This window comes from Pseudooceanicola endophyticus (assembly GCF_018760365.1).
GTDB lineage: Bacteria > Pseudomonadota > Alphaproteobacteria > Rhodobacterales > Rhodobacteraceae > Pseudooceanicola > Pseudooceanicola endophyticus.
Genome location: NZ_JAHIAB010000014.1, coordinates 1 through 19,322, shown reverse-complemented (window position 1 = coordinate 19,322; position 19,322 = coordinate 1). Strand labels below are relative to the sequence as shown.

Annotated in this window: 17 protein-coding genes and 2 pseudogenes; 4 read left to right on the top strand and 15 right to left on the bottom strand. The window is 66.6% G+C overall.

Translation table 11 applies throughout. The annotated features are described in order from the left end of the window. Nucleotides 1-14: 14 nt before the first annotated feature. The 8 genes from KM176_RS20345 to KM176_RS20310 form a co-directional block, all read right to left on the bottom strand. A complete protein-coding gene (locus KM176_RS20345; RefSeq protein WP_160896408.1) occupies nt 15-1,379 on the bottom strand; it encodes a hypothetical protein in 1,365 nt (454 codons plus the stop codon). After that, on the bottom strand, nt 1,379-1,969 hold the full coding sequence (locus KM176_RS20340; RefSeq protein WP_160896407.1) for a hypothetical protein: 591 nt from the start codon (nt 1,967-1,969) through the stop codon (nt 1,379-1,381). The genes KM176_RS20345 and KM176_RS20340 overlap by 1 nt, the downstream gene beginning before the upstream one ends. Further along, nucleotides 1,966-2,610: a hypothetical protein gene (locus tag KM176_RS20335; RefSeq protein WP_160896406.1), complete on the bottom strand. Its 645-nt coding sequence runs from the start codon at nt 2,608-2,610 to the stop codon at nt 1,966-1,968. Before KM176_RS20335 ends, KM176_RS20340 begins: the two co-directional genes overlap by 4 nt. Next, nucleotides 2,603-2,875 (bottom strand): acyl carrier protein, encoded by a 273-nt coding sequence (locus KM176_RS20330; protein WP_160896405.1) that lies wholly within the window; start codon nt 2,873-2,875, stop codon nt 2,603-2,605. Before KM176_RS20330 ends, KM176_RS20335 begins: the two co-directional genes overlap by 8 nt. Then, nucleotides 2,872-3,831, bottom strand: coding sequence for a 3-oxoacyl-[acyl-carrier-protein] synthase III C-terminal domain-containing protein (locus tag KM176_RS20325; protein ID WP_160896404.1), 960 nt, complete (start codon nt 3,829-3,831; stop codon nt 2,872-2,874). Before KM176_RS20325 ends, KM176_RS20330 begins: the two co-directional genes overlap by 4 nt. Nucleotides 3,832-4,903: 1,072 nt before the next feature. Then, nucleotides 4,904-6,169: an MFS transporter gene (locus KM176_RS20320; protein ID WP_160896403.1), complete on the bottom strand. Its 1,266-nt coding sequence runs from the start codon at nt 6,167-6,169 to the stop codon at nt 4,904-4,906. Nucleotides 6,170-6,288: 119 nt separating this feature from the next. Beyond that, on the bottom strand, nt 6,289-6,747 hold the full coding sequence (locus KM176_RS20315; RefSeq protein WP_202398031.1) for a DMT family transporter: 459 nt from the start codon (nt 6,745-6,747) through the stop codon (nt 6,289-6,291). A gap of 12 nt (nt 6,748-6,759) precedes the next feature. After that, nucleotides 6,760-7,191: a DMT family transporter gene (locus KM176_RS20310; RefSeq protein WP_160896401.1), complete on the bottom strand. Its 432-nt coding sequence runs from the start codon at nt 7,189-7,191 to the stop codon at nt 6,760-6,762. 83 nt (nt 7,192-7,274) lie between these two features. On the opposite strand from KM176_RS20310, the gene KM176_RS20305 reads away from it, so the two are divergent. Continuing rightward, nucleotides 7,275-8,228 carry a LysR family transcriptional regulator gene (locus KM176_RS20305; RefSeq protein ID WP_160896400.1) on the top strand — a complete coding sequence of 318 codons (954 nt, stop codon included), beginning with the start codon at nt 7,275-7,277 and terminating at the stop codon, nt 8,226-8,228. A 178-nt stretch (nt 8,229-8,406) separates the two neighbouring features. Here the strand turns inward: KM176_RS20305 and KM176_RS20300 are convergent, their stop codons facing one another. Next, nucleotides 8,407-9,915, bottom strand: a complete 1,509-nt coding sequence (locus tag KM176_RS20300; RefSeq protein WP_160896399.1) for a patatin-like phospholipase domain-containing protein — start codon at nt 9,913-9,915, stop codon at nt 8,407-8,409. Nucleotides 9,916-10,077: 162 nt separating this feature from the next. Beyond that, nucleotides 10,078-11,463, bottom strand: a complete 1,386-nt coding sequence (locus KM176_RS20295) for a GntP family permease (RefSeq protein WP_160896398.1) — start codon at nt 11,461-11,463, stop codon at nt 10,078-10,080. A 355-nt stretch (nt 11,464-11,818) separates the two neighbouring features. Here KM176_RS20295 and KM176_RS20290 point away from each other — a divergent pair, with 355 nt between their 5' ends. Next, entirely contained in the window at nt 11,819-12,391 is a 573-nt protein-coding gene (locus tag KM176_RS20290; protein ID WP_160896397.1) for a DoxX family protein, read from the top strand. Nucleotides 12,392-12,472: 81 nt separating this feature from the next. Here KM176_RS20290 and KM176_RS20285 read toward each other — a convergent pair whose 3' ends face one another. Beyond that, nucleotides 12,473-14,101 carry a Na/Pi cotransporter family protein gene (locus KM176_RS20285; protein ID WP_160896396.1) on the bottom strand — a complete coding sequence of 543 codons (1,629 nt, stop codon included), beginning with the start codon at nt 14,099-14,101 and terminating at the stop codon, nt 12,473-12,475. Between the two features lie 189 nt (nt 14,102-14,290). Beyond that, nucleotides 14,291-15,112 (bottom strand): helix-turn-helix transcriptional regulator, encoded by an 822-nt coding sequence (locus tag KM176_RS20280; protein WP_160896395.1) that lies wholly within the window; start codon nt 15,110-15,112, stop codon nt 14,291-14,293. Nucleotides 15,113-15,209: 97 nt separating this feature from the next. Here KM176_RS20280 and KM176_RS20275 point away from each other — a divergent pair, with 97 nt between their 5' ends. Next, nucleotides 15,210-16,097 carry an SDR family oxidoreductase gene (locus KM176_RS20275; protein WP_160896394.1) on the top strand — a complete coding sequence of 296 codons (888 nt, stop codon included), beginning with the start codon at nt 15,210-15,212 and terminating at the stop codon, nt 16,095-16,097. A gap of 170 nt (nt 16,098-16,267) precedes the next feature. Here the strand turns inward: KM176_RS20275 and KM176_RS20270 are convergent. From KM176_RS20270 to KM176_RS25375, 3 genes and pseudogenes are all read right to left on the bottom strand, one after another. Next, nucleotides 16,268-16,468 (bottom strand): annotated as a pseudogene (locus KM176_RS20270) (GNAT family N-acetyltransferase); the annotation flags it as partial. Nucleotides 16,469-16,690: 222 nt separating this feature from the next. Then, nucleotides 16,691-17,527: a hypothetical protein gene (locus tag KM176_RS20265; protein WP_236045400.1), complete on the bottom strand. Its 837-nt coding sequence runs from the start codon at nt 17,525-17,527 to the stop codon at nt 16,691-16,693. 207 nt (nt 17,528-17,734) lie between these two features. Then, nucleotides 17,735-17,791: pseudogene (locus KM176_RS25375) on the bottom strand (SEC-C metal-binding domain-containing protein); the annotation flags it as partial. Between the two features lie 399 nt (nt 17,792-18,190). Between KM176_RS25375 and KM176_RS20260 the strand changes: the two are divergent. After that, nucleotides 18,191-18,703, top strand: a complete 513-nt coding sequence (locus KM176_RS20260; RefSeq protein ID WP_202398029.1) for a peroxiredoxin — start codon at nt 18,191-18,193, stop codon at nt 18,701-18,703. The last annotated feature ends 619 nt before the right edge of the window (nt 18,704-19,322 follow it).

The window sequence follows — 19,322 nt, the reverse complement described above, 5'->3', positions numbered from 1 at the left end:
GGCGGCGGGTGCGCTCAGACCGCATCGGGGCCTCCCATGCGGCGCATCAGCACCACGACCTGGCCCGCCAGCAGCACGAAGCCCAGGGCGGCAAAGCCGATCATCACCGCGATCACCGCCGTCTGATCGGCGCCCCGCGTCATCGCCCAGAGCAGCGCGGCGCAGGTGCCAAGCTCGGTCACGATGGCGATGATCAGGACCTGAACACCCCGGCCCAGCTGTTCGAGGATGACCTGGAACATCGCCGAGGCGGCAACCAGGAAGAAGGTGACCAGAAGCTGGCGGAACATCCCCTCGGTCGCGGCATGCAGGGTTTGCGAGCGCGCCGGCACCAGCAGGTCCAGCGGGGCCGGCCACAGCGGCAGCAGGGCCGTCGCCCCGGCATAGAGGATCAGCATGGCACCGATCCCCCAGCAAAGGTAGCGGGTGGCGGTGCGGGGGTGGGCCTGCGGGCCCGCCTCGGCCTGCTGGTTGACCAGGATCGCGATGGCCGAGCCGATGGCGATGGCGGGGATCATGAAGGCGATGCGGTAGCGCAGCACCACGAGGAAGGCCGAGGCGCCCTCCTGACCTAGGTGCGACAGCAGCGGGAAGATCACCGAAGAGCTGACGAAACCGACCACGAGAGAGCTGAAAACCGGCAGGCCGACGCCGATCTGGAGCTGCTTCAGGCGGATCCGGAAGGGCTGGTCCGGGACCGGGTCCGCATGGCGGGTCGCGCGCCAGAGCAGCAGCGCGATCACCGGCAGCATCAGCAGGGCGCCGGTGACATTGCCGGCCAGCACCGCCTCGAAGCCCCAGCCGAAGCGGCTGACCAGGGTCCAGGTGACGGCCAGGTCGACCGCCACCAGCGCGGCGAAGGGCAGCAGGCCGGCCAGCACCTTGCCCTGGCCGCGCAGCGCGCCGTAGCAGATGTCGAACAGTACGAAGGGGATCATCGAAAGCACGAAGGGCGCGGCATGGTCGAGCATGGTGCGCAGGGTCGGGTCCGTCGTCGGCCAGAGCAGGGCCAGCGCCTGCCCGGCGGCGGCGACGCCCAGGAAGATCACGATCCCGGTGCCGCCCAGCCGCAGCGTGGCGCGCCTCACGCCCCGGCGCGGCCAGGCATGGCGCGACCGGGCGCTGAACACCTGGTTGGTGATGGCCAGGGCCTCCATCATGGCCAGGATCAGGATGAAGGCGGGTTGCAGCAGCGACAGAACCTGCAGCGCGCCGGTGTCGGGGGCCCGCGCCAGCAGGGCGATCTTGCCGAGGTTCAGCGCCGAGGTGATGGCGGCGCCCAGGGCAAAGGGAATGGCCAGGGCGAAGATCTGCCCGAGGACCCCGGGGATCGAGGGCATCTTGGCCGGCGTCAGGGTCGGGGCGTCGACGGAGGACATCAGGCAGTCTCCTGCACGAGGGAACGGGAGGGGGAAGGCAGGCGGGCGGCGGGGCGATGGTCTTCGGGCAGGCCCAGCAGCAGGAAACGCAGGGCCGGGCAGGGGCGCGCGGGGTCCGGCAGCCGCCGTGTCGGATCGCTGAGCACCAGCAGGGGGCCGCGCAGGGTGGCGATCTGGCGGGCCAGATCCAGCGCGTCGGCCAGGGCCGCGGGGGTTTCGGCCCGCAGCGCCCAGGCGGCGCCGCGATGGCCGATCAGCCGCAGAAGATCGGCCAGAACCGGGCTGGCGGTATCGAACTGGTGGCCCCGGTGCAGGTAGATCAGCCCAAGCGGACGGTGCGCCTGCGGCGCCAGCCCGGCCTGGAGCCGGTCCCAGAGCCCGCGCAGCCCGGGGGCATGGGGCAGCAGGCCGCCGTCGGGTCCGGCAAAGCCCGCACGACGCACCGCAAGGGGCTCCGGGCCGGAGGCGGTCAGGGCGCGCCAGGCTTCGGGCGCGGCCTCGTCCGGATGCAGGTCCGCTCGGAAGGGCAGCCGTCCGGCGGCCATCAGGGCGGCACCGGGCGCGCGCGGGGGCCTCTGGGCGATGCTCATGCGGGATGCTCCGGCACGGGGGCGCCGTAGACCGCCCGGATCATCTGGGAGCAATATTCCAGCCCGTGCAAACTGCCTTCGAGATAGCCGTGCCCGCCCATCAGCTTGGCGGCCTGGATGGTGTGGCGGTCGATCTCGTCATGCAGGAGGCCGGGCGCGGCGACGGGGCCCAGCGACAGCTCTGTTTCCATCCGGGCCAGGAAGGCGCCCCCGGCCGAGAAACGCGCCTTGATCAGCTGCAGATGGGTCGCGCGCTGGCCAAAGATCTCGCGGGTTTCCAGATGGCGGAAGGCCAGGTCGAGGATCCGTGCCAGCAGGCCCAGCCGCAGCGCCAGGGCCAGCTGGGCACATTCGGGCAGCGGCGCCAGCGGCGGGCACGGGGCCAGTTCCGACAGGCGCAGCCCGAAGGCGGCCAGCGCGGGGTCGGTGGCGGTCCTCAGGATCGCGGGCGGCTGATCGGGGCAGGCCGGATCCACCAGCGCCGCATCCAGCGCATGAAGGGCGTGACGCCCCGGAGCAAGGTAGCCCGGGCACCCGCTCAGCCCCTCGCAGGCCAGCTCCAGCGCCGGGGCGGGGCCGGCGGCGCGGGCCATGGCCAGCACCGCACCCGCGAGGGAGGAAGCGCGTGCGATATCAAGCATCTGCGCGTGCCCCGGCCCGGATCAGCGCGGCTTCGACATGGGTGGCCAGGGTCCCGGCGGTGTTGAAATCGGCCTGGCCGATGTCTTCGGGGGCAAAGCGCAGCCCGGGCAGCTTGTCCTCCAGGGTCAGCAGGAACTGCACGAACATGTAGCTGTCGAGGTCGTAGTCGCGGTCAAAGCGCGTCTCGGCGGTCAGGGCGGCGGCGGGGCGCTCGGTCACTTCGCTCAGGGCGTCGCGGATGGCGGCAGAGATGGTCTCGTTCATGGGAATGTCCTTGTCGGCTCGGTTGCTTCGGGGTCGGTTGCGGGCAGGCGGTCCAGCAGGCAGGTGGCGAAGGTGACGCCGGTCCCGGCGGCCATCAGCAGCACCTGGTCGGCGGTGTGGCCGGCGGCCTCGAAGGCCGCGAGGTTGAGGAACCCGTCCGAGCAATAGGCATGGCCGGTCCGGGCGAGATCGCCGTGAAAGCTGTTGTCCTGCCAGCCCAGGCGCCGGATCAGCGCATCGGTCACCGGACGGTTGAGGTTGTGGGGCAGAAAGACCATCCGCCCCGAGATCCGGTCGCGCCAGCGCTCCAGGCAGTCCTCGACGAACTGGCCCAGGCGCTCGGCGTAGATGGCCTGAAGGGCCTGACGTTCGGCGGCGGGCATGGCATCGGCATTGACATGGAAGCGCGCCAGATGGGTGCTGGCGGTGCCCGAGACACGCCACCCGCCGGGGCCGGCATTGAAGACCGCACAGGCCGGACGTTCGGCCAGCAGCCCCACCGGCAGGCGGTTCACCCACGGGTGGAAGGCCTTCTCTCCGGTCATCACGATCAGCGGTCCGCCGGAGCGGCTGCTGGCGGCCAGATGCATCTGCACCAGTGCCGAGGCGCAGCTTGTCATCGAGAGGGAGGCGACCTCCCAGTCGTGCATCCCCTGGGCATCGGCCAGCCCGCGCAGCCAGTTCCGGTCGGCGAAGGTGTTGTGGGTCTGGGTCTTGCAGTAGACCAGCGTGCCCGGGCCCGCGCCATGGGCCCGCACGCGGTCCCGGGCCGGGGCCAGCACGTCGCTCAGCATCTCGGTAAGCGGGGCGGGGGTCAGGGCCACCTCTTGCAGGCCGAAGAAACGGCCATACATCGAAGCGGCACGGGGGCTGACACCGTGGCTGTCCCCAAGGGCCGCCAGCGGCACCCGGTCGCCGGGCAGGCTGGGCAGGAAGATGTGGCTGAGTGTCGGCATGATCCTGTCCGCGGAAGCTGGTCGGGAGAAGCTGGTCGGGGCCGGCAGCGGGAATTCGCCGCCCTGAACCCGGATAGCCGGGGGCCGGTGGTGGCAGCGTCCTGATTCATGAAATTGGACAGACGGGATCACGATGCAGGACCGGCCACGATCAGGTTTCGGGCCTTCCTGCATTGGGCGCCTGGGCGACCTGTATCCTGCATTGTGTCAATAAATCAGTTATTTGGATGGTTTCTGTCTGCCCTGTCCATTCCGGGTCCCCGGGAAGGTGCCCCTGCGGATCCGGGACGGCAGGGCGGGCTATTTTCCGGCGCAGTCCCGAGAGGCTCCGGGGACACGGATCCTGCATTGCCCCGCCGCCAGGGATCTGCACCGGCCAATTGCCGCCGATCCGGCGCCCCGGCGCGGTGCTTGCTTCCCTTCCGGCGGCGTCTGGTCCGGGACCCGATGGCCGTGCTGCCGAAGGGAAGGGGCCGCAGCCCTGCAATCCGGCGCGCGGTGGCTGATGGGCGGGCAGAAGCGGCTGCCCGACCGCACATTCGCCAGGGCCACGGACCCACCGCGCACAACCTGCGCAAGGCACTGGCAGGGACGGAAAGCGCCGAGGTTTTGGAATGCCGGCAGGGCGCGGGCAACTCGCCCGGGTCAGCTCGGTCTGTTCGACGTTCCAGCCCTGGGCGGCACAGGACGGCGGCGCCGGGCCCATAGCTACAGATCAGGTTGAGGACGCGCCTTCCTCGATCGGCATGGGCGCGTTGCGGCTGTGAAACGCCGACCGGGGATGGGGGGAGCACGGGAGGCGCCGATGGCGAAACGGCTGGACTCACCGGAGGCCGCGCCCGGCGCAGGCGTGATGTTCAGCCTTCGGGACCATCGCCTTGCCTTCCCGGAGCAGGTCGGCGACTGACACCGGTTCCACAGCTACATCGGCGGCAGCTTGGTGAAAAATGCGGCCATTTCCTCGTCCCGTGGAACTGTCGGTAAAAGCCGCCCCGGTGCGCGCGATGGCGCGCGGCCCGTCCATCTGTCAGACCTGACGGGCGGACTGGCAGCGAGCGAGAGCCCGCGGCGCTTAGCCGGTCGGGCCCGGATGGCTCTCCTCTCCGGCCTGGTCGGCGGACCAGTTGCCCGCCGCCTCCACCGCGACGACGCTGCTGGTTGGCAGCAGGTTGAGGTAGCTCTCGGTGTCCTCGGGCGGGGCGGCGGCCCGCTGGGTCATGCGGTAGAGCGCATAGAGCGCGATGGCCGCAAAGGTCACGGTCAGCACCAGCCAGAAGGCATCCGGGCCCAGCCGCTGCATCGTCCAGCCTGCGGCCAGCGGGCCGACGATCGCGCCAAGCCCGAAGGTGAAGACCAGCCCGCCCGAGGCGGCGGGCATGTCCTCGGGCGCCAGCGCGTCGTTGGTGAAGGCCAGCAGAAGCGCGTAAAGCGGCGTCGTCACGCCGCCGGCGAAGAAGGCGGCCAGCAGCAGCATCCACAGGCTGCCGCCCGTGAACCAGCCTAGAACGCAGGCCGCCGCGCCGACGATGGCGGCGCCGCAGATCAGCTTGCGGCGGTCCATCTGGTCCGAGAGCCAGCCGATCGGATATTGCAGCACCAGCGCCCCTGTAAAGAGCATGGCCACCAGCAGGGCGATCTGCGCCGCGCTCAGCCCGATCTGGGCGCCGAAGACCGCGCTCATGCCCGACTGGGTGGCATAGGCTCCGCCCAGCAGGAAGATCCCCACCGTGCCCAGCGGTGCGGCCCGGAACAGCCTGGCCAGCGGCATCGGGCGGGTGACCTCGACCGTGGGGACCGGGGTCACCGACAGCAGGATCGGCGCGAAGGAGACCGAGACCAGGATCGAGGCCCCGATGAAGAGCGCGGCATTGCCGGCGTCGCCCAGCGTCAGAAGGCCCTGGGCGCCGATGATCCCGATGGTCTGCGCGATCATGTAGGCCGACAGGACCTTGCCGCGGGTCTCGTTGGTGGCCGCGTGGTTGAGCCAGCTTTCCGCGGTGACATAGACGCCCGACATGCAAAAGCCCACCAGCAGCCGCAGCAGGGTCCAGGCCCAGGGCTCGGTCAGCAGCGGAAAGGCGATCAGGCCGGCGGACATGAAACTGCCGAGGGCCGCGAAGACCCGGACATGCCCGACGCGGCGGATCAGCGTCGGCGTGATGCGGGCCCCCGACAGGAAGCCCACGAAATAGCCCGAGGTGATGACGGCCAGCGCGGTGGCACTGAACCCCTCCAGATCGCCGCGCAGGCCGATCAGGGTGAAATGCATCCCGTTGCCCAGCATGATGAGCACGATGCCCAGCAGCAGGGCCCAGACGCCGGACAGGACGGTGATCATGAGGCGATGGCTCCGCAGGGGGTGACGCTGCGGAATCGTCGCGTGCAAATGCCGCCGAAGCTGAGGCAACGGCGGCATTTGCGCGTGGCTTTGCGACATGACGGCGGCTTGGGGGCCGATCAGCCGGCGGCTTCGCGTTTGCGGTTGCCGGTATAGATCAGCGCCATTGCCGCGAACAGCAAAGCAATGGCGGCCCAACGGTGCGGATCAAGCGGGATGCGCGCATTCTCCAGCCAGCCGAAATTGTCGATCAGCAGGCTCATGGTCAGCTGGCCGGTGATCACCGCGACGGTGGCCGCGGCAATCCCGATGCGGGGCACGGAAAATACCATGGCGACGATGTAGAAAACACCGAAGAAGGCGCCCGTCAGCTGCCAGCGCGGCGCGTCAAGCAGCGTCATCGCCTGCGGCGGCTGGGCGAAGAGCATCAGCAGCACGCTGATCAGCGCCCCCAGCACAAAGGTCAGCCAGGCGGTGGTCAGCAGACCCACCGCGCCGCCCAGCCGACCGTTGACCGAGGATTGCACCGACAGCGCCGCGCCGCCCATCAGCGCCAGGAAAATCAGGAGAAAGCTCATCATTCGTGTCCTTCAATGAATGAGGGCCAGGGCCCCGGCGATCAGCGCCAGCGCGCCCAGCCGGTAGCCGTCGACCTTCTGACGCGCGGCTCCGAAGGCGCCGAAGTGATCCAGCAGCAGCCCGGTGGCAACCTGGCCGAAGAGGATGGCCACCATCGTGGTGCCGACGCCAAGAAGCGGCGTCGCGGTTGTGATCACCACCACGTAGACCGGGCCCAGCACCCCGCCGTTCAGCATCCAGCGCGGCTGAGAGAAGAGCTGCGGCAGCGACCGGCGCGGCGCGAAGATCAGCGCCAGAGACAGCAGCAGGCTGCCGACCAGGAAGATGCAGAAGGTTGCGGACATGTGGCCCACCATTTCTCCCAGCGGGCCCAGCAGGCCCGCCTCGACGGACAGGCCCATGCCGGCGGCCAGGACCACGGCCAGGGTCAGTAACTGTTTCATTGCGCCTCCGTTGACTTGCGGAGGCTGCTAATTCAGTCGATCATGAACAACAATTCAGGAAATTCGGAAAACATCTTTCCATCATGAGCAAGGATATCCACCTGACCGCCCTGCGGCTTTTCGTCGAGGTCGCGACCCGGGGCAGCTTCAGCGAGGTGGCGCGGCGGACCGGGCTGCCGGTCTCTTCCGTTTCGCGCCATGTCAGCACGCTTGAGGCCGGGTTGGGCCAGACGTTGCTGGTGCGCAACACGCGGGCGCTGCGGCTGACCGATCATGGCGCGCGCTACCTGGAGTCTGTGCGCGAGGCGCTGTTGCTGCTGGACATGGCCGGCGAGGAGGTGCGCGACGGGGCGCAAACGGCGCGCGGCACGCTGCGGGTCAACGCGCCGGTGGCTTTTGGGCGCCGCCACATCGCGCCGCATCTGGCGGCGTTCCAGGCCCGCCATCCGGCATTGGAGGTCGAGCTGGTGCTGACGGATGCCTTCGTCGATCCGGTGGCGGACGGGGCGGATGTGGTGGTGCGGATCGGCGTACTGGAAGAGTCGCGCCTGATCAGCCGCCGTCTGGCTGCACAGACCTACGTGCTGGCCGCCGCGCCGGCGTATCTGGCGCAGCACGGGACTCCCCGGGTGCCTGCGGATCTGCTGGGGCACAACTGTCTGATCTACAAGGGAGGTCATGGGGCCAGGCCCTGGATGTTCCGGCAAGGTCCGGGGGCCTTCCTGGCGCAGCCGGTGGCGGGCAACCTGCGCGGCAACGATGCCGAAAGCCTGATCGCCGCCGCCGTGGCCGGGCAGGGGCTGGTGCTGTTTCCCACCTGGGTGCTGCATGGCCCCTTGCAGGACGGCCAGCTGGTTCCGGTGATGCAGGACTGGACGGCGCTTTCGGATCAGGAGGAGGGGGCGATCCACGTGCTGCTGCCGGAAACCCGGCTGCGGGCGCTGAAGGTGACCGCCTTCCTGGAATTCCTGACGGAGACCATCGGGCGGCGGCCCTACTGGGACGCGGCCCTGGCGGATGATCCGGACGGGGGATGAGGCCCCTGTCGCCTTTCGGGGGACCTTTGGCGGGGGATGAGGCCGACCGGACGTCTGTCGGGTACCGAAGGTGCCGCGAACGGCAAGGGAAACATGGCCGGCCTCGGGATATATCAGATATCGGAATCGCTCACATTGCAACCTTAAGTTGATATTCGGTTAAGAAAACCTGCGGCTTCTACTCGGCGGCCTCTGTCCGGGCTGCGGGCACCGCCGCCATTTCGGCCGTCACGCGGCTCCAGCGGGCAAGGAAATCCTGCATCTGCTCGGCACCATGGTCGAACAGGCGCTGCACCTGGGCCTGCGACGTGTCGATCTTGGTAAGCCGGTCCAGATCGGCTGCGATATCGGCGGCCATGTCGATGAAGCCGAAGGTGATCGGGCGATAGCGCTTGCCCGCGGTTTCCACCCCAAGCTCGCCCATCCGGATCACGTGCCGGATCTCCTGCAGCATCGACAGGTTGCCCTCCAGCTCGTTCTGGCGATCGGCGATGGCGGGCGGATCGGTCGGGGGCCGGGCGATCTTCATCGGGTTGATCCGGATCACCCAGATCTCTTCGGGATTGGCGTCGGAAGTGTCGCCATGGACATCGGGCAGCGGGTAGATCGGCGGATTGGTGGCATAAAGGCCATCCCACAGCTGGCACGGGCGCCCGTCTATGGTCATCTCGACCGCGCGCATCACGTCGGGAATGGCGCCGCTGGCCATCAGGCAGTCCAGAAGCCGGTCCAGATAGGTCGCCCCGTCCAGCACATGCATGTTGGTGGCATCGGCGCGCTGTTCCCGGTCGGGCTCCAGCCGCATCCCCTTGTGGCGGGCCCGCAGCGCCGGATCCTCGGGGATCTTTGCTCCGGGGGCATCGGCGCCACTGGTGAAGGCGGTGGTGGCGTCGGTCACGCCGATCAGCAGTTTCGGCGCGCTCTGACCGGCCTGCTCCAGCGCGTCCAGCCCGGTGCCGATGGCCGTCAGGGCGGATGCGTCCAGATACTGGCCCACCACGGTCCGGAAGGCGGTCTGGATGTCGTAGTCGCGCCGGCCCAGCGGCGGCGCCTCGGGCGCCAGCACGCTGACCCGATGCCAGGGAGAAAGGTCCATCCATCCTGCGGCCAGCTGCGCCGTCACCGGGGCGCCGGGCAGCCAGGGGTTGGCGGCCCAGAGTGACAGGGCCCGACGGGCCATCGGCACCATGGCTGTGGCCGTCACCCCGGGCAGGCTGCGGTCGATTTCCTGGAACAGGCGGTGCCAGTAGTCGGGCCGCAGGCCGAGCGAGACATGGAACGGCGTGGCCCGGGTCGCGGCCTCAAGAAACTCGGCGCTCTGACGACCGGCCCGGTTGCGGGCCCAGGCCGCCAGGTGCTGTCCCGGAACCCGTCCCCGTGCCAGATCCTGCAGGTCAAGCTCTGCCGCGCGGGGCCAGTCGGGGGCGGCATTGCCGGCGGGATAGGCCGTGGTCCAGTAGCGTTCGACCATCGGGGGGCCGTTCTCGGGCAGGCCGGTGATCAGGTCGTGCCAGGCCAACGCGGCACAGAGCGCTCCTCCCGAGGTGCCGCTGAGCGCGACGACCTCGAAAGGACAGTCGGCCTCCTGCTGGCGGGCAAGAAGATGGGAAAGGGCGCCGGCGGTGAAGGCGGTCTGCGCGCCGCCGCCCTGGCAGGCAATGGCAACCTTGATCGGAGTCTCGGGCATATCGGATCCTCTTATCGGAACAGGATCAGGGTAACGCTGAGTTGCGCCATATGTCAGGGATTCCCGCATAGGGCGCTTCCCTTTGGGTCCGCGTGGTCAATCCGCTGGCAGAAATGGCCCCGCCCGGGCACGGGCGGGGCACCGGCCATGCCCCGCGGCCCCTCAGAGCCCCAGGGAGCCCAGCACGATGACCATGATGGTCGCAAGGACCGGGATCGCCACCGCGACGACGAAGATGTCGCCGTAGCTTTTCTTGTGGGTCAGCCCGGTGATCGCCAGCAGCGTGATGACGGCACCGTTGTGGGGCAGCGCGTCGAACCCGCCCGAGCTGAGCGCGGTGACCCGGTGCAGAAGCCCCATGCTGATGCCCTGGGCCTGCCCCATCTGGGCGAACTGGTCCCCAAGCGCGGCCAGCGCGATCGACATCCCGCCCGAGGCCGATCCGGTGATCCCCGCCAGCACGTTCACCGCCACGGCAAGCGAGGCGACCGGATTGTGCGGGAAGAGGCCCAGCACCCCGTCGCGGATCAGCGTGAAGGCGGGAAGCGAGGCGATGACGGCGCCATAGCCCACTTCGGAGGCGGTGTTGAACACCGGCAGGAGCGAGCCCATGGTGCCGGCATTGATCGTCTCTTTCACGTCGGCGAAGCGGTTCCAGTTCAGCGCGATGGCCAGCAGGATTGCCACGCTCAGCGACACGATGATCGCCCAGATCCCCGCTACCTTGGTCAGGGAAGTCGCGCCGTAGCGCGGCTCGGCCAGGTAGGCGGCGCTCATGTTCGGGATGATCAGGTAGGTGAAGATCGCGTTCAGCACGATCACCGCGACGACGGGGGTGATGGCGGCGGCAAAGCCCGGCAGCTTGGCATCCTCGGGCAGGGTGCTGTCGGCCGAGGTGGCGCCGTGATCCCCGTAGCCCTCACCGCGGGCATTGGCGGCCACGGCGCGGCGGTGCAGCCAGTAGGTGCCCCCGGCCAGCATCACCAGGCCCGCCAGCGTCCCCAGCACCGGCGCGGCAAAGACGTTGGTGCCGAAATAGGGCATCGGAATGGCGTTCTGGATGGCCGGCGTGCCCGGGAAGGCCGTCATCGTGAAGGTGAAGGAGCCAAGTGCGATGGCGGCGGGCAGCAGGCGTTTCGGGATGTCGCTGCGGCGGAACAGGGCATTGGCAATCGGGTAGATCGCGAAGGCCACCACGAACAGCGACACGCCGCCGTAGGTCAGCACCCCGCAGGCCAGCACCACGGCCAGGATGGCGCGGCTCTTGCCGGTCCAGTCGACGATGCGCTCGGCGATGGCGCGGGCGGCGCCCCCGTCGGCCATGACCTTGCCGAAGATTGCCCCCAGCAGGAACAGCGGGAAATAGGTGATGATGTAGCCGCCCAGGCTTTTCATGAAGACCTGGGTATAGGTGCCCAGCACCGGCACGCCCCCGGCCAGCAGCACCGCCAGCAGCGCCAGAAGCGGCGCCAGGATCAGGACGTTGATGCCCCGGTAGGCCAGGTACATCAGCAGGCACAATGACAGAATGATCCCGAAAAGACCCATGCAGCTCCTCCTCACGGCTGTGGCGGGCCATGTTCTCCTCCGGCCCGAACCGGATGCTACGGGCTGTGAGAGGAGGCCAGAACCCCCCTTCCGGCCGCGGACCGGGGCATGGGCGCCTGTACATTTTTGCAATCCCCGAGGGAGGTGCCGCAAAGGGCGACGCCATGGGTTGTGCCGCGGAACGACCCGCGGGAATCACGGAGTCGTGAGGGTGGCGCACCGGAAGGAGAATTTGATCTGAATCATTCTGCCCAGGGGCGTTTGGGCGCAGACCTGTTGCCAGGACCGGACCCGACGCGCCGTCGAGGCTTCAGGTCCTGTCCAAGGGACTTCACTCCAACCGAGGAGAAGACGCATGGCCAATATCTTCCTTCCGCCGCGTGACAGGATGATCATTCCCTTCCTGTCCCCGGTCTATTCACGCTTCGCCGAACCCGTCGGCTGGCTGGGCTTCCGGCTGGCCATCGGCATCAGCCTGATCATCGCGGGCTGGCCCAAGATCATCGCCCCTCTGGCGCAGTCGGGCTTCGTGGAATCTCTGGGCATGTACCCGGGCTGGTTCTGGTCGCCGCTGCTGGCGGCCATGCAGTTCTTCGGCGGCATGATGATCGCCGTCGGCCTGCTGACCCGCCCGGTAGCGCTGGCCAATGCGGTGATGCTGCTGATCACCCTGTGGTTCCACATCTCGCATCCCTACCCGGAGACCTTCCTGACCCCGGACGGCCTGGCCTACCTGAGCCAGAACCCCGACCTTCTGACGCCCGGCGCGCAGGCGGCCTTCCTGAAGGATGCCGGGGCCGCCTTCGGGGCCCGGATCCAGGAAAAGGCAATCTATGCCTCGCTGTTCTGGGCTGCCGGTGCCGCTCTGATCGCGGCCTTCGGGGGCGGATACTTCTCTCTCGATCGCAGGCTCGGCAAGGAATTCTGAGCCCGCCGATCTTTGCAAAGCACGCGCGGAGGCAGGACAACCTGCCTCCGAACTCCTGTCCGGACGTCCCGTCCCTTGGCCCTAGTGATTGCGCAACCGGCTTTCGATCAGCAGGCCTTCCTCGTCGAGGATCGGATGGGCAACGGCGACCAGATGCGCGGTGATCCGCTTCAGGTCCCGCAGCAGATCGAGGTGCAGGGAGGAGGTTTCCTGCGCATTGCGCTGGCCCTCTCGCAGACGCACCAGGTGCCGCTGAGCCGACTGGCGCTCGCGGTTGCGGATCTCGACCTTCTGCTGGACCAGCTGCTGGGCCAGCTCCATGTCGCGGGTCATGAAGATGGTCTGGGCCAGGCGCAGGGTCTCGGTCGTCATCAGGAACATCCCGTCCAGCTCCTGGTAGCCGGCATCGGAAAAGCGCAGCTGCAGGCCGACCTTCTTGCGGACATTGGCGGCCAGGCCCTTTTCGATGATGTCGCCCACATGTTCGAGGTTGATCACGTAGTCGAGGATGGTGATGGCGCGGCGGCGCTCGCTTTCATCGGCGCTCTGGCCGAGGCGAGACAGGTAGGTCTTGACCTGCTGCTGGCGCAGGTCGACGCGGTTTTCCAGGGCCGCGACCTCGGTCAGGGGGGTGGTATCGTTCTTTGAGAAGGCCAGCCGCGTCAGGTCCAGCATCCGTGCGATGTCATCCCCGATGGCCAAGGCCTGGCGCCCGGCACCCGCCAGCGCCAGCAGCGGCTGTTCCAGCGCCGCCTCGTCCAGCCATTGCGGCGGCGTGTCGCCCTGAGGTTCGGGGGGCGGCAGCAGCCGCTCCAGCCCCCGGGTCAGCGGGCCGGTGAAGGGCGCGATGCACAGCGCCAGCAGGATGTTGAAGACCAGGTGCGCCTCGACGGCGAGGCCGGTGAAGGGCAGGGGCAGCGCCTGCAGCAGCTGGCCGAAGGGACCGGCGAAGGGCAGCAGGCAGAGGCATCCGGCGGCCCGGACGCAGAGATTTCCCAAGGTCAGTCGCCGCGCCGCGATGGCCGACTTGGCGCTGACCAGCACGGGCGGGATCGCCCCGCCCAGGTTGGCGCCCAGCACCAGCACGACGCACAGCCCCGAGGGCAGATCGAGCGAGGCCACCAGCATGACCGCCGCGAGCGAGGAAGAGCAGACCGCCGCCAGCCCGGCGGCAAAGATCAGCGCCACCGGCCAGGCGCCGTCCAGCATGTGCAGGAAGGCCTGCATCTCGGCCGAGCTGCGCAGCGGCGCGGTGGCCGCCTCCAGCAGCGACAGCGACAGCAGCATGAGGCCGAGGCCGATCAGGGCCCGCCCGCTGCCGGTAGCCAGAGGCGAGGTCCGCCGGCTGGCCACGAACCCGCCCAGCAGCAGCACCGGCGCAATGGCATCCAGGCCCAGAGAGATCACCAGGGCGGTCAGCGCCGTGCCGACATTGGCCCCCAGAAGCACGATCTGCGCCATCCTGTCGGCGATCAGCTGACGTTCCAGGAAAGAGGCCGTCAGCAGCGCGGTCGAGGTCGAGGATTGCAGCCCCAGCGTCGCCACCAGCCCGGCCAGAAAGGCCCTTGGGCCGGTGCGGGTGCCCAGGCCAAGCGCGGTCTTAAGCCGGATGCCGAAGGCGACGGTCACGCCGTCGCGCACCAGCCCGAGGCCGAAAAGAAGCAGCGCCACCGCGCCACCGATCTGGAAGATGACTAGTAGGGATGCCATGCTCTGCTCTGCCGTCTGTTGCCCCGGCAGGTCTTCCGGGAAAGTTCTTTTCCCCATGATCCGCGTTTTTCGAAGAATTTCAATTGCCTCCCGGGGTCGGGCGGGGCGGGGCAGGTGTTTGGGCACGCGCCAGGGCGGAAATCGCCCAAGCTCTGCGCGCCAGAGGGGGCCCGGGTGGGGCCGGTCCGTTCAATCCCGGGCCAGATGATCGCGGATGCGGGCGGCGGTTTCGGGGGTGGCGGGGCTGTAGACCAGCAGGGTCAGGTCCGCGCGCCCCTCGACCGTGAAGGTCGAGAACTCCATCTCGATCAGGCCCAGCACCGCGTGATGCAGCCGCTTGATCCCGTCCCCATGGGCAGTGACGGCGTTTTCCGCCCAGAGATCGCGGAACACCGGGCTGAGCGCGGACAGTTCCTCGACCAGCTGGGTGACGTCCTGGCTGGCCCCGGCACGCGCGACGCTGGCGCGGAACGTGCCGACCAGGTAACGGCAGACCGACAACCAGTCGCTGGTGTTGCTCTGCTGTCCCGCGCGCGAAAACACCAGCCGCAGCACGTTGCGCTGCGGTTTCGGCAGGGCGGCGTAATCGGTCAGCAGGCGGGCGGCGGCCCGGTTCCAGGCCAGCACGTCCCAGGTCGCATTGATGATGATGGCGGGCCCCTGGGGAATGCCGTCCAGCACCCTTTGCAGCCGGGGGGTGACGTGATCCTCGGCGCGGTAGCTGGCCTCTGGCGGGTGTCCGAAGGCCAGAACGTGCAGATGTTCCCGCTCGGGTTCCGTCAGCATCAGGCCACGGGCGATGCGCTCGATCACATCGGTCGAAGGCGCGCCGCCGCGGCCCTGTTCCAGCCAGGTGTACCAGGTCGGGCTGATGTTGGCGCGCTGCGCCACCTCCTCGCGGCGCAGGCCCGGTGTGCGTCGCCGCCCGGTGTCAAAGCCGAAACTGGCGGGGTCCAGCCGGGTGCGCCGGTCGCGCAGGAACCGGCCCAGGGCATTGTCATCTTGCGGCATGGCATCCTGTTGGAATTTATAACAGTATAAAGTCACGTATTTAACAGGATAAACTCTAGGCCGATATCTTGCGTCGAACAACCAAGGAGCGTTCGACATGCGTGTTTTCCTGACAGGCGCCACCGGCTTCATCGGTGCCCGCATCCTGCCCGAGCTGCTGGCGCGCGGCCACGAGGTTCTGGGCATGACCCGGTCCGAGGCCGGCGCGGAGAGTCTTCGTGCGGCAGGGGCCACCCCCTGGATGGCCAGCCTCGAAGCGCCCGAAACCCTGGCCCGTGGCGCCGCGCAATGCGATGCGGTGATCCACACTGCCTTCGACCACAACTTTGCCAATTTCCTGGCCAATTGCGAAAAGGACGCCCGGGTGATTGCCGCCATGGGGACCGAGCTGAAGGGGTCCGACCGACCGCTGATGGTGACCTCGGGCACAGGCATGGGTGATGCCGGGCCCGGGCAGCTGGCCCAGGAGGCGAATTTCGACACCGACCATCCCAATCCCCGCATCGCGACGGAGCTCGCGCTGCGACCGTTGCTGGAGCAGGGCGTGAATGCCCGGGTGATGCGCTTGCCGCAGGTCCATGACACCCGGCGCCAGGGCCTGATCAGCCCCTATATCGAGATCTCGCGCCAGATCGGCGCTGTGGCGATCCTGGGCGAGGGCAGGAACCGCTGGCCCGCCGCCCATGTCGGCGATGTCGCCGCCCTTTATGCCATGGCCTTCGACAAGGGACCCGCCGGCACGCGCTTCCATGCCGTGGCAGAGGAAGGCGTGCCGATGCGCTCCGTGGCCGAAGTGCTGGCCGAGGGGCTCGACCTGCCGTTGGTCTCCCTGGACGCGGAGGCGCTGGCGGCCCGGCTGGGCTGGCTTGCCGGCTTTGCCGGGCTCGACATGCCCGCCAGCAGCGCCTGGACGCGGGCCGAGCTGGGCTGGGTGCCCCGGGGCCCGTCGCTGCTGGAGGATCTGAAGGCGCAGGCCTACGCCTGAGTCCGGTCCTGCGCGGGGCCTCGGCCCGGATCACGGTGGGCGCTTCGATACATCGTGATCCGGCGACTGTCGGCAAACCCCAGCTTGCGATAGAAGGCGGTCAGGCCCTGGCCGGCTTCGGCCTCGGGTGTGATCACAAGGCAGACCTCTTGCGCGCCCTGCGCTGCGGCTCAGGCCAGAACGGTTTCGGCCAGCCGGCGTGCCAGGCCGCGTCCCCGGAAAGCGGGGCGGACATAGAGGTCCTCCAGTTCGCAAGCCCAGCCAAATTCGACATCGCAGGTCAGGCTTCCAGAGGCCAGGCCCGCAATCTGCCCCTCCACCTCGGCCAGGAAGATCCCGGCGCGCCTGTCCTGCAACATGAGGCTCAGGTTGGGCGGATAGCAGACTTGCGGCGCTGCCGCGTGACAGCTGCAGCATTAAGCCAAAGCCGTCATCCGCTCATTCCGGAGGAGCGCTGCCAAAAAAAAGACCAGGACGGCGGACAACAGACTGTAGCTGCTCAATGCATGAATGTCCGCAATTGCTTGAGACAATGCACACGATCGACCGCCTTATTCGACAAGGTTAAGAGCGACTCGGTAGATTAAACGGTCCTATTCCGCTACTTTTTCCATGGCCTCCGCTGGGAAAAGATCCAAGGTGGCGTTGCTATACTCAGCCGCCGTCCTTTCGCGCATCGTTGTTCCACTGCGTGTCATATTATTGAGCGCAACTTTGTGTTTATTAGGAAGGCCGTCCCACCAAGTCGGGTTCAGAAATAGGTTGTCCGTGTGTATGAATAGAAGGCGTATCAGGGCATCGGCTTGGCGATCGCTTGCGATGGCCAGTAGGGAGTCCGATAGGGACCGAGCCGGCCCATCATCCGGCCCAATCCAGCCAAAAATCGCAACTGTATTGCCCTCAAAGGCTGTAACAGTCAGTGTCACGGTATCCAGCTCAACCTTATTTTGACCTAACTGCTGCAAGCGAGTTCCAGAAAGATCAAATTCAGGGTGGAAGGCGCAACATGCAACAATTGGAAGGACGCGGTCGAAGCGAACACCGCAATAATGGAAGCCATCGTAGCCGCCAGTCAAAAACAAATTGTCGAAGTTGCCTTTCGCTCGCTCCATATCTCTTTTTCCCATTTCTATACCAACCGATACATCGTATAGAAAAGACTGCATCGCAGCCTGTTTCCTAAATGGCTGTCCGCGATCAGCGACTTCTCGCATCATCGCGTTGAAGCGCCCCTCTGCCTCCTTAGAGTAACGTTCGTAGGATATAGCGCGATACGAGAAGAGAAACGCTGAGCTCAATTCGAAATTGAGCGTCTTACCCTCTATAGGTTTAAAAGTTTCGGAGTCGTGTTTGCTGCAGAATCCGGGAAAAACTGATGCATCTTTGAGCCCAATTTTCCGGGGTTGCGGCTTCCCGCTCGACTGTATCATGTCTCTCATTCGTGGCTTTACGGTTAGAACATGATTACTATCAGAGATCGCAGCGAGCCCGCCCCTCCTTTGGATCGTATGGGCCTTTATAATTTCCGAACTGCAAGGGTCAGCTGCAGGAAGTGAGCAATAGCCGTTTCGAAGCTCTGCAAACATCCGCTGCTCCTGTTCAAATACATTTATTGGTTCAAGTGCCTCGCGAACAAGGTGACAGTGCTTGAACTTTTTGCCGGATCGGCACCAGCATCGCTCATTCCTCCCCATCTTCTCCAGAGGAGATAGTCTGCGGTGGAAGAGAGAAAGCCGTGGCGCGACGAGCGATGCGTGGTTCATTGTATTTCCGCCGATTATTCTATGTAGGCCCGAGGCATCACTATTTTTCTATCGAATCCGCGGGAATTGAGTAAACCTTCAACCATGCAGATCCTACGGGGGAAGATGCAAGGGATTGAAGCTGAAGGTTGGACGATAGAACGTAGTAGAGTAAGGCAGCCAATCCATCGGTCGTCAAGCTCCGGCCGCCAGCGCCCACTCCACGCCTCAGAAATGTTCGATACGGGCCGTCCACGCTCCTCGGACCCGGCTCGCTTGGGCGAGGAACCTGCGGTGCTTTGCACTCGAATGCTTAGCGGGGTGTTATCCTTACGTTTAAAAGGATACGTCATGATCTCTCCCGGCACTCGCCTTCCTTCCATCCTACTCCCCGCTACTGATGGGACAGATGTTGATCTGTCGAATCTCGCGGGTATCGGGGTGGTCTACGCCTATCCCAGGACAAGCCCGCCAGATGCGGCCCCCATCGAGGGCTGGGATCTCATACCAGGCGCTCGGGGCTGCACCCCTCAATCGTGCGCGTTCCGCGATCACTATGCCGAATTGAAACAAGCTGGAGGAACCTTCCTCTTTGGACTGTCCACTCAGGACACAGCTTATCAGGCCGAGGCGGCTGCGCGCCTTCACCTCCCGTTCCCGCTCTTGTCAGATGCGCATCTACAGCTCGCGAAGGCCATCGGCGCGTCTACGTTTGAAGCGGGAGGCATGACATTGCTGCAACGAATGACCATGATCTTGAAGGACGGCGTGATCGTTCATGTCATGTCACCGGTTTCTGAACCTGCAAAGAACGCTGAAGATGTTCTTGCTTATCTTAAAACGCAGGCACCTGGCGGGAACTGAAGGTCCGCTCCGTCCGCTCAGCTGACCTTGGCGTGCCAGAACATGCTGCACGATGCGACCGATGGCCGGTTTGGGGAAGCTGCGCCGCAGCGAGGCCGAACCTCGCGAAGGTCGGGAGAGGGCCGTTCTATGAGGGATTAGTGCGCCCAGGGAGTACCCCGAGTTCAGTCATGATCGTGGTCAACTCGTCTCTGCGATGCGAAGGGCACGGATGCTTACGGGAGCCCTGGTCAAGCCTATTGGGAGCGGATCCACGCGTCAGACCGAACTCTGCCTTTATGTCGGCGATCCAGCAAGTCTTGGGAGTGAAGCCAAAGCGAGCTTTCGTCTGTTCTTGGATTCTCTGATAGGTGGCCATTCGGATGCTCTTTGATTCGAGGTTAGCTTGTGCCGCAGTGGAGGCTAGCACACTTGGAATGCTGCACCATGAACGAACGGCGGCAACGTCGGGCCGCGCCGTAGCAGTTCTTCTGCCCACGAAAGTCGGCTTCGGGCCGAGGCTGTGTGGAAACGCTGTTCCGTGGTAAGCTTTCGCAAGGCGGCAGGAGACAGGGATGGCGGGTTTCATCAATGGTATCGACCGGGACCAGGTCACGCTTTTCCCTGATCGTCTGGAGGA

What these genes read in the sequence shown, in the direction of transcription:
- KM176_RS20325 (WP_160896404.1), bottom strand. Translation starts at nt 3,831, where the DNA reads ATGCCGACACTCAGCCACATCTTCCTGCCCAGCCTGCCCGGCGACCGG.
- KM176_RS20345 (WP_160896408.1), bottom strand. Translation starts at nt 1,379, where the DNA reads ATGTCCTCCGTCGACGCCCCGACCCTGACGCCGGCCAAGATGCCCTCG.
- KM176_RS20260 (WP_202398029.1), top strand. Translation starts at nt 18,191, where the DNA reads ATGATCTCTCCCGGCACTCGCCTTCCTTCCATCCTACTCCCCGCTACT.
- KM176_RS20290 (WP_160896397.1), top strand. Translation starts at nt 11,819, where the DNA reads ATGGCCAATATCTTCCTTCCGCCGCGTGACAGGATGATCATTCCCTTC.
- KM176_RS20310 (WP_160896401.1), bottom strand. Translation starts at nt 7,191, where the DNA reads ATGAAACAGTTACTGACCCTGGCCGTGGTCCTGGCCGCCGGCATGGGC.
- KM176_RS20280 (WP_160896395.1), bottom strand. Translation starts at nt 15,112, where the DNA reads ATGCCGCAAGATGACAATGCCCTGGGCCGGTTCCTGCGCGACCGGCGC.
- KM176_RS20285 (WP_160896396.1), bottom strand. Translation starts at nt 14,101, where the DNA reads ATGGCATCCCTACTAGTCATCTTCCAGATCGGTGGCGCGGTGGCGCTG.
- KM176_RS20315 (WP_202398031.1), bottom strand. Translation starts at nt 6,747, where the DNA reads ATGAGCTTTCTCCTGATTTTCCTGGCGCTGATGGGCGGCGCGGCGCTG.
- KM176_RS20320 (WP_160896403.1), bottom strand. Translation starts at nt 6,169, where the DNA reads ATGATCACCGTCCTGTCCGGCGTCTGGGCCCTGCTGCTGGGCATCGTG.
- KM176_RS20330 (WP_160896405.1), bottom strand. Translation starts at nt 2,875, where the DNA reads ATGAACGAGACCATCTCTGCCGCCATCCGCGACGCCCTGAGCGAAGTG.
- KM176_RS20300 (WP_160896399.1), bottom strand. Translation starts at nt 9,915, where the DNA reads ATGCCCGAGACTCCGATCAAGGTTGCCATTGCCTGCCAGGGCGGCGGC.
- KM176_RS20335 (WP_160896406.1), bottom strand. Translation starts at nt 2,610, where the DNA reads ATGCTTGATATCGCACGCGCTTCCTCCCTCGCGGGTGCGGTGCTGGCC.
- KM176_RS20305 (WP_160896400.1), top strand. Translation starts at nt 7,275, where the DNA reads ATGAGCAAGGATATCCACCTGACCGCCCTGCGGCTTTTCGTCGAGGTC.
- KM176_RS20340 (WP_160896407.1), bottom strand. Translation starts at nt 1,969, where the DNA reads ATGAGCATCGCCCAGAGGCCCCCGCGCGCGCCCGGTGCCGCCCTGATG.
- KM176_RS20295 (WP_160896398.1), bottom strand. Translation starts at nt 11,463, where the DNA reads ATGGGTCTTTTCGGGATCATTCTGTCATTGTGCCTGCTGATGTACCTG.
- KM176_RS20265 (WP_236045400.1), bottom strand. Translation starts at nt 17,527, where the DNA reads ATGATACAGTCGAGCGGGAAGCCGCAACCCCGGAAAATTGGGCTCAAA.
- KM176_RS20275 (WP_160896394.1), top strand. Translation starts at nt 15,210, where the DNA reads ATGCGTGTTTTCCTGACAGGCGCCACCGGCTTCATCGGTGCCCGCATC.